The organism is Phyllobacterium sp. P5_D12 (genome assembly GCF_054049495.1).
Window position 1 is genome coordinate 1 of the sequence record NZ_JBFUMG010000188.1, and the last position, 8203, is coordinate 8203.

Consider the following 8203-nt stretch of genomic DNA (forward strand, 5'->3'; position numbering starts at 1 on the left):
GTCCAGAACAATTGATGAGCCAATGAGCCTGTCCRCCGACGCCGTTCGCAGACTGGAGGAAAAAACCAGGCACAGCTTTCGCGATCTCGGCCGCCTGGAGCGTGCACTTACRCATGCAAGCGCGCGCCCTTCGGCCGGATCGGATTATGAACGCCTCGAGTTTCTGGGCGATCGCGTTCTCGGCTTGGTTATCGCCGAACTGCTGTTCCGGGCCTATCCAACCGCGACGGAAGGAGAACTGTCATTGCGGCTGAACTCCCTCGTCAACGCCGATACCTGTGCGTCTGTTGCTGACGAGATCGGTCTGCACGAGTTTATTCGTACCGGCTCCGACGTGAAGGGTCTTGCGGACAAACGGCTTAAAAGCTTGCGCGCCGACGTGGTTGAATCGCTGATCGCCACGATTTATCTGGACGGCGGACTGGAAGCGGCGCAACCTTTTATCGAGCACTATTGGGATGCCCGCTCGCGCGAGATCAACTCGGCGCAGCGCGATCCGAAGACAGAATTACAGGAATGGGCGCACCAGCAGAATGGCGCTCAACCGATTTACAGCGTGGTCGACCGCACAGGTCCTGATCACGATCCACAGTTTACGGTGAAGGTCGATGTCAAAGGCTTCGATCCCGCGACCGGCATCGGCCGCTCGAAGCGCATTGCCGAACAGGAAGCCGCGGTTGCGTTGCTTTATCGTCAAGGCGTTCGTAAGAAGACGCAGGAAGAAGAACCATGATGACCGAACAAGAACAGACAACAGAAGTCGACGCAAAGCCCGATGTCCCAACCCGCTCGGGCTTTATCGCTTTGATTGGCGCGCCGAATGCGGGCAAGTCAACGCTGGTCAATCAGCTCGTCGGAAGCAAGGTGTCGATCGTTACCCATAAGGTGCAGACGACGCGTGCGCTGGTGCGCGGTATCGTCATTCACGAGCAGACGCAGATGGTACTGGTCGATACGCCCGGCATTTTCAAGCCGAAACGCCGTCTGGACCGCGCAATGGTCACGACTGCTTGGGGCGGTGCCAAGGATGCCGATCTTATTCTGGTGCTCATCGATGTCGAGCAAGGGATCGACGAAGAGGCTGAAGCCATTCTGGGCAGTCTCCATGAGAAGAAACGCAAGGTGATCCTCGTCCTCAACAAGGTGGATCGTATCGAGGCGCCGAAGCTGCTGGAGCTGGCGCAAAAGGCCAATGAAATGGTCAATTTCGACAAGACCTTCATGATTTCCGCGCTGAAGGGCTATGGTTGCAAGGATCTGTTGAAATACCTTGCCGACAATTTGCCGGAAGGTCCGTGGTACTACCCGGAGGATCAGATTTCCGACATGCCCATGCGTATGCTCGCAGCGGAAATCACCCGCGAAAAGCTCTATCTGCGCTTGCACAATGAGCTGCCCTATTCGTCACACATCGAGACCGAAAGCTGGGAAGAGAAGAAGGACGGTTCTGTTCGCATTCAGCAGGTGATCTACGTCGAGCGCGACAGCCAGAAGAAAATTGTTCTCGGACACGAGGGGCAAGCAATCAAAGCCATCGGCCAGGCCGCGCGCAAGGAACTGATGGAAATCCTCGATCAGAAGGTGCATCTCTTTCTTTTCGTCAAGGTTCGTGACAACTGGGGCAATGACCCTGAGCGTTACCGCGAAATGGGCCTTGAATTCCCGAACTCATAGCGCCAGTCTCGTTATATGGAATGGCATGACGAGGGCATAATCCTTGGAACAAGGCGGCATGGGGAAACCAGTGCTATCCTTGAATTGATGACGCGCGACCACGGCCGCCATATGGGACTGGTACGGGGTGGGCGTTCTCGTCGCATGCAACCGTTGTTGCAGGCAGGCAATCGCGTCGACGTCATCTGGCGCGCGCGTATAGATGAACATCTTGRCATGATGCAGGTCGAGCCTGTCAGTTTTTCTGCAGCCCGATTGATCGAGCAGCCAGTGGCGCTTTACGGGCTGCAACTGGCGGCCGCGCATCTGCGGTTGCTGCCGGAGCGTGATMCCCATCAGAATTTGTTCGAAACGCTGGCGATCATCCTCGAACATTGCGAAGATACATTGATTGCCGGCGAACTGCTCGTGCGCTTCGAAGTGATGATGCTCGAGGAACTGGGTTTCGGCCTGGATCTGAAACGCTGCGCCTCCACGGGCACGGATCAGAACCTGACCTATGTATCGCCGAAATCCGGACGCGCAGTCTCGCGCGATGCCGGAGCGCCATGGGCAGACAAACTGCTTGCCATGCCGCCGTTCCTGGTCAACTCGAGCGTGCGGGCTGCATCGCTTGCCGAGATCATCACTGCGTTCCGGCTTACCAGTTTTTTCTTCACCCGGCATGTCTGGGAACCCAGGGCACAGAAGCCGCCTGAAGCACGCGACGGCTTCCTGAATGCTGTTGCCAGATCATTGTCGAATTCGGCAATCTCCCCCTCCGAGACTAGCCAGCTCCTCTAAAACTTGTTGAAAAACTGCAACTTCGCGATCTGGATTTCGCCAAACCGTGTTCTGTCGAAAGTCATGCGTTGACTTAGCAAATTGCATATGAGTACACATTGATGCATTGCAGAATACAAATGTTCTGTGATGTGCGGTCGAGGAGGACTGCGGGGGAGGAATTGAATGGATACTATCTTGACCGGCTTGAAAGCCGCCGTCGACGCAATGGGACCGACCGTTCTGTTGCCAATTGTAATTTTCATCATTGCGCTGGTTTTGGGGGCGAGACCGGGCAGGGCGTTCCGGGCTGCCGTTACAATCGGCGTTGCCTTCATCGGTATTAATCTTGTTCTCGGGCTGATGCTTACGTCGATTGGCGATGTCGCCAAGGCGATAGTCACCAATACTGGCATTCATCGCGACATTGTGGATGTTGGTTGGCCATCGGCCGCAGCGATCGCCTTTGGATCATCGGTGGGCCTATGGGTTATCCCAATCGCCATCGTGGTCAATATCGCGCTGCTATTGACGCGACTTACCCGCACATTGAACGTCGATGTTTGGAACTTCTGGCACTTTGCATTTATAGGCTCGCTTGCCGTCGCAGCGACCAACAGCCTCACTTACGGCTTGATTGTCGCGGCGCTGATGGTTGCGCTTTGCCTGCTGTTTGCGGATTGGTCCGCTAGGGCAGTACAAAAATTCTATGGAATCCCGGGCATTTCCGTGCCGCATCTGGCATCGGCGCAAATTCTTCCAATTGCGATCGTACTCAATTGGATCATTGATCGCATTCCTGGCATCAACAAGATCGAGCTCAACACCGAAACCTTCGAACGGCGTTTCGGTGTTTTCGGTGAACCGGTCATTCTCGGTCTGATCATCGGTCTCGTGCTTGGCATCATCGCCTATTACAACGCTGGTGATTTCGGCGTAGTGCTCACGAAGGTGCTCCAGACCGGCATGACGCTGGCAGCTGTCATGCTGCTGCTTCCGCGCATGGTGAAGATCCTGATGGAGGGCCTTTTGCCTGTTTCCGATGCAGCGCAGGAATTCGTGCGTAAACGTACCGGCGATCGCGAACTGCTGGTGGGGCTGGATTCCGCCATTCTTATCGGCCACCCCGCAGCAATCTCGTCGTCGCTCATTCTTGTGCCGATCGCAATCATCCTGTCGATCATTCTGCCCGGAAACCGTGTCATCCTGTTTGCTGATCTTGCAGTCATTCCGTTCCTTGTCGCCATGACTGCGCCACTTCTCAAGGGCAATGTCTTCCGCATGGTGATCGTCGGTACTGTCACTCTGGCTGTCGGCTTTTATGTCGCCAATGCCCTTGCGCCGCTCTTTACCGCTGCGGCCCAATCGTCTGGCTTCCAGATGCCCGCAAATGCAGTGCAGATCACGAGCGTTGTCGATGGGTTCCTGTGGATACCCTATGTCGTTATCGCTCTTATCCAAAACCTCGGCGCAGTTGGGCTTGCGGTGCTGGCGATTGTCATCGCCGGAGCCTTCTGGGCCTATCGACGCAACACCGCGGCGTGGGAGCGAGCGGCAGGTGCCGACGATCTCGGGACAGATGAAACCGTCTAACAGCACCAGTGGAGTAGATGAATGGCGCAAGCCTTGATGAACTATCTTGATCCCGGGGCGATTGTCCTCGGGCTCAAGGCCGCGACAGACCACGATGTCATCCGCATTTTGGCTGATCGACTGTCAGCGCTGGGATATGTCAAACCTAGCTTCGCCGATGCCGTAATCGCCCGTGAGGTCATGTTGCCCACGGGCTTGCCGCTCGGAGGTGACAACAACGTAGCCGTACCACACACAGATCCTGAACATGTGCTGAGGCCCGGTTTGGCACTTGCAACGCTGGTTGAACCGGTGTTGTTTTCCAATATGGAAGATCCGGACGAGAAGCTGCAGGTCAGCGTGGTTTTCCTGATGGCCCTCAATGACAAGGATAAGCAAATTGAAATGTTGCAGGAGATCGCCGGCACAATTCAGTCACCTGAGATTATTTCGGCGCTGATCCAATCCGAATCGGTGGAAGACGTGTCCCGCCTTCTGCGATAAGTTTGCATTAAGAATCAGGGAGGGAACTTATGACTCGGCAGAAAACCGTGCTTTTTGCATGCGGAACAGGTATCGCCACGTCGACAGTGGTGGCGCATGCGGTCGAGGATGCAATGAAGGAGCGTGGCATCCGCTTCAATTCGAGGCAGTGCAAGACGACGGAAGTGGCAGGACAGATCGATGATGTCGATCTCGTTGTCACAACCGCACAGCTGCCAAAGGATCTTGCCAAGCCTGTCATCACCACACTGGCGTTTCTGACAGGTATCGGTAAAGCGGAAGCGCTCGACAAGATTGAAGCTCTTCTGAGAGATTGAGGCTGAACTGCACAAGACAAATCCGCCGTTCATTGGCTTGAACGGCGGATTTGTCTATTCCGCTGGCAGCAGGGCAGGGCGTGCAGCGGCAGTCTCTTCGATGGGCCAATGCACAATAGCCGCGAATATACCGAGCACGACTCCGAGCCACCAGACGGGATCATAACTGCCGAAGTGGTCATAGAGATACCCGCCGAGCCAGACACCCAGGAACGAGCCGATCTGGTGCGAGAAAAACACGATGCCGCCCAGCATGCCGAGATAGCGGGTGCCGAACATGATGGCGACGAGTGAATTTGTCGGCGGCACAGTCGAAAGCCACATCAGTCCCATGAGGATCGCGAAGACGACCACGGACGTTCCTGTTTGCGGAAGAAGTAGAAAGGCCGTGACTAATATAGAACGCCCGAGGTAGAGAAACGCCAGAAATTTTGGTTTGGAGTAGCGTTGGCTGATCACGCCTGATGCAAGCGAACCGATGATGTTGAAAAATCCGATGAGTGCCAAAGCTAATACCGCATAGGTAGCATCGATGCCAATGTCACCCAGATAGGCAGGAAAATGTGCCGTAATAAACGCCACTTGAAACCCGCAAACGAAGAAGCCCGTCGTCAGTAGCAGATAGCTCTTGTGCGCGAATGCTTCCTTCAACGCCTGGCCAATCGACTGCTTGTATTGAGCTTCCTTGGTTCTGCCGCTTGAGGAATTGCCACGCAGGGGTATGGCAAGGACTGGAACAATCAACATTGCCAAGCCGAGATAGACCAGCGCATCCGACCAGCCAAACCGATCGATGAGGCCCTGACTGATCGGCGCAAAGACGAACATGCCCGCGGAGCCCGCTGCTGTGCCGATACCGAAGACGAAGGTCCGGCTGGCTGCTGAAACATTACGCGCAAAGGCAGATAGAATGACGCCAAAGGAACCCGCGGCAATACCAAGACCCACGAGGACACCGCCGCCGAGATAGAGGATGCCCGGCGAGGTGGCCCAAGCCATCATGGCCAGACCGCTCGAATAGAATAGCGCGGACAGAAGCAGCACGCGCCACGTGCCATACTTGTCAGCGATCGCGCCGAAGAATGGCTGTCCGGCACCCCAGAACAAGTTCTGCAGTGCCATGGCCATGCCGAACGTACTTCTATCCCAACCCTTCTCGGCGAGCATCGGTAGCTGGAAGAATCCCATCGCGGAACGAGGCCCGAACGTCAAAAGCGCAATGAGACAGCCGGCAATAATGATGAGCCATGGCACGCCGGACTTCTGGACGACACTTGCTTCGTTCTGCGGCATGGCCGTCTCCTTTTATGGGAGGAGCAGAATTATCGCATTTGTTATCCCAATCAATTGAATTGAGTTGATTGGTACATAAATGAGTTTGATGAGTATCTCGGGTCCTGACCTTGGGGTGAGTAAAGGATTGATTTTCATGCGAATACTTCTGCCGATTCTGCTAGCCGCCAGGACTCTCGGCGGTTGCGCCAACTCCGGCAGCGTCAGTCCACTCGTTTGGTGCGATCGGCCAAGCGATCGGGATGCGAAGGTGTTTACCGATTGCACACCGCGTATCGGCGGCGACAGCCCGCAGAGACGCTATTTGCAAGAGCGCCGCTACAACGATTATCGTCAGTCCAGGGGAGGGTAATTCCGGGGATGGAAAGGTCGTCAAGGCCGCACCTGGCGTATCCTTCCCGCCAGGGAGTCACAAAAAGCTCGATTATCAACCTTGAAGCCAGCAAAATAATCCCCTATGTATTTCGCGACGGCCCTGCCGTTTTTCTTTTGGTCATAAATATGCTCAAAGTGAGTATAAATGGCCAGCGACCAAAACTCGGCCAACTTGCCGAGTGAAAGAATGTCCAGGAGGAAGTGGATATGACCAGCGCTGCCCGCATCAAGACCGACCGTGTGTCCGGTCAAACTGCAGCCGATCGGTTTGGCGTTCTCAAGATGCCGGATCTTTCCTATACACCGGAGATCGCTGCCGAAACCGAGCATCTGTACGAACGTGTCGCTCACCATATCCCGCGGATCGAATGGCCGGTCTACGCACCTTATGTGGCTGCGATCAACCGTCTGAAGAAACAGCGCAACGCCGTCATCCTCGCCCACAACTATCAAACCCCGGAGATTTTTCACTGCGTGGCCGATATCGTCGGTGACTCCCTTCAGCTCGCCAAAGAGGCGACACGCGTGGACGCGGAGATCATCGTTCAATGCGGTGTACACTTCATGGCGGAGACGTCCAAACTTCTCAATCCGCACAAAACTGTGCTGATCCCGGACATGCGCGCTGGCTGCTCGCTGGCCGAGTCCATTACCAGGGCTGATGTACGCTTGTTGCGCGAGACCTATCCGGGAGTGCCGATTGTCACCTACGTGAATACTTCCGCTGAAGTGAAGGCGGAAAGCGATATATGCTGCACATCGGCCAATGCAGTCCAGGTTGTCGAAAGCTTCGGCGTCGATCGGGTTTTGTGCATTCCGGACGAATTCCTCGCGCAGAATGTCGCCGCACAGACCAACGTCAAGATATTGACGTGGAAAGGCCATTGCGAGGTGCACGAGCGGTTCACGGCGGATGAGTTGCTCGCATATCGGGCAGCCGATCCGGATATCCAGATCATTGCTCATCCTGAATGTCCGCCTGAAGTGGTGGCAATCGCCGACTATACCGGCTCGACGCGAGGCATGATCGACTATGTGAAGGACAATCGTCCGGCCAAGGTGCTGCTCGTTACAGAGTGCTCGATGGCCTCCAATATCGAATCTGAAGTACCGGACGTAAAGTTCATCAAGCCGTGCAATCTTTGCCCGCACATGAAGCGCATCACATTGCCGAACATTCTTGAAAGCCTGGTCTACATGCGTGAAGAAATTCACGTCGATCCGCTGATCGCCGAAAGGGCACGGCTCGCTGTAGAGCGTATGGTCAACCTGAAGAACTGAGGCGAGAAAAGCTGATGTCCACTCATTCCGATCCCGTCATCATCATCGGTGGCGGACTTGCCGGACTTTTTTGTGCACTGAAACTTGCTCCCCGGCCAGTCACCGTGCTTGCGGCGGCACCCATTGGCCGTGGTGCATCCTCGGCCTGGGCGCAGGCGGGTATTGCTGCTGCCGTCTCGGAAGGCGACACGAAGGAAAAGCACGTCGCCGACACGGTCGCCGCTGGTGACGGTATCGTCGATGAGAACATCGCGCGGTTGATGGCGAGCGAAGCGGCGTCCCGTGTCCACGATCTTCTCGGCTATGGCGTTCCCTTCGACCGCGATCTCGAAGGCAGGCTGCAGGTATCGCGCGAGGCGGCGCATTCTGAAAGCCGCATCGTCAGGGTACGCGGCGATATGGCGGGCCGTGCGATCATGCAGGCT

General features: G+C 55.7%; 9 protein-coding genes. 8 read left to right on the forward strand and 1 reads right to left on the reverse strand.

All coding sequences use genetic code 11. The features are described 5' to 3' along the window. The first annotated feature begins 22 nt into the window (after positions 1–22). The 6 genes from rnc to ACXJ5O_RS13835 all read left to right on the forward strand — a co-directional run bounded on the left by rnc (position 23) and on the right by ACXJ5O_RS13835 (position 4829). The gene (rnc, locus tag ACXJ5O_RS13810) at positions 23–733 is read left to right on the forward strand and encodes a ribonuclease III (protein WP_457300392.1); all 711 of its coding nucleotides are present in this window, start codon (positions 23–25) and stop codon (positions 731–733) included. Beyond that, positions 733–1674, forward strand: a complete 942-nt coding sequence (gene era, locus ACXJ5O_RS13815; RefSeq protein WP_112527765.1) for a GTPase Era — start codon at positions 733–735, stop codon at positions 1672–1674. The genes rnc and era overlap by 1 nt, the downstream gene beginning before the upstream one ends. Positions 1675–1689: 15 nt before the next feature. Beyond that, entirely contained in the window at positions 1690–2457 is a 768-nt protein-coding gene (gene recO / locus ACXJ5O_RS13820) for a DNA repair protein RecO (protein WP_457300387.1), read from the forward strand. A 165-nt stretch (positions 2458–2622) separates the two neighbouring features. Beyond that, complete coding sequence (locus ACXJ5O_RS13825; RefSeq protein ID WP_112527769.1) at positions 2623–4029, forward strand: PTS galactitol transporter subunit IIC; 1407 nt, start codon at positions 2623–2625, stop codon at positions 4027–4029. A gap of 21 nt (positions 4030–4050) precedes the next feature. After that, positions 4051–4512 (forward strand): PTS sugar transporter subunit IIA, encoded by a 462-nt coding sequence (locus ACXJ5O_RS13830; protein ID WP_457300388.1) that lies wholly within the window; start codon positions 4051–4053, stop codon positions 4510–4512. Between the two features lie 29 nt (positions 4513–4541). After that, positions 4542–4829, forward strand: a complete 288-nt coding sequence (locus ACXJ5O_RS13835; protein WP_112527772.1) for a PTS sugar transporter subunit IIB — start codon at positions 4542–4544, stop codon at positions 4827–4829. A gap of 54 nt (positions 4830–4883) precedes the next feature. Here ACXJ5O_RS13835 and ACXJ5O_RS13840 read toward each other — a convergent pair whose 3' ends face one another. Then, entirely contained in the window at positions 4884–6122 is a 1239-nt protein-coding gene (locus ACXJ5O_RS13840) for an MFS transporter (RefSeq protein ID WP_457300389.1), read from the reverse strand. 582 nt (positions 6123–6704) lie between these two features. Here ACXJ5O_RS13840 and nadA point away from each other — a divergent pair. Both nadA and ACXJ5O_RS13850 read left to right on the forward strand, forming a co-directional pair. After that, positions 6705–7778, forward strand: coding sequence for a quinolinate synthase NadA (nadA, locus tag ACXJ5O_RS13845; RefSeq protein ID WP_457300390.1), 1074 nt, complete (start codon positions 6705–6707; stop codon positions 7776–7778). A 14-nt stretch (positions 7779–7792) separates the two neighbouring features. Next, the coding region (locus ACXJ5O_RS13850; RefSeq protein ID WP_457300391.1) for an FAD-dependent oxidoreductase at positions 7793–8203 on the forward strand (411 nt) is incomplete at its 3' end.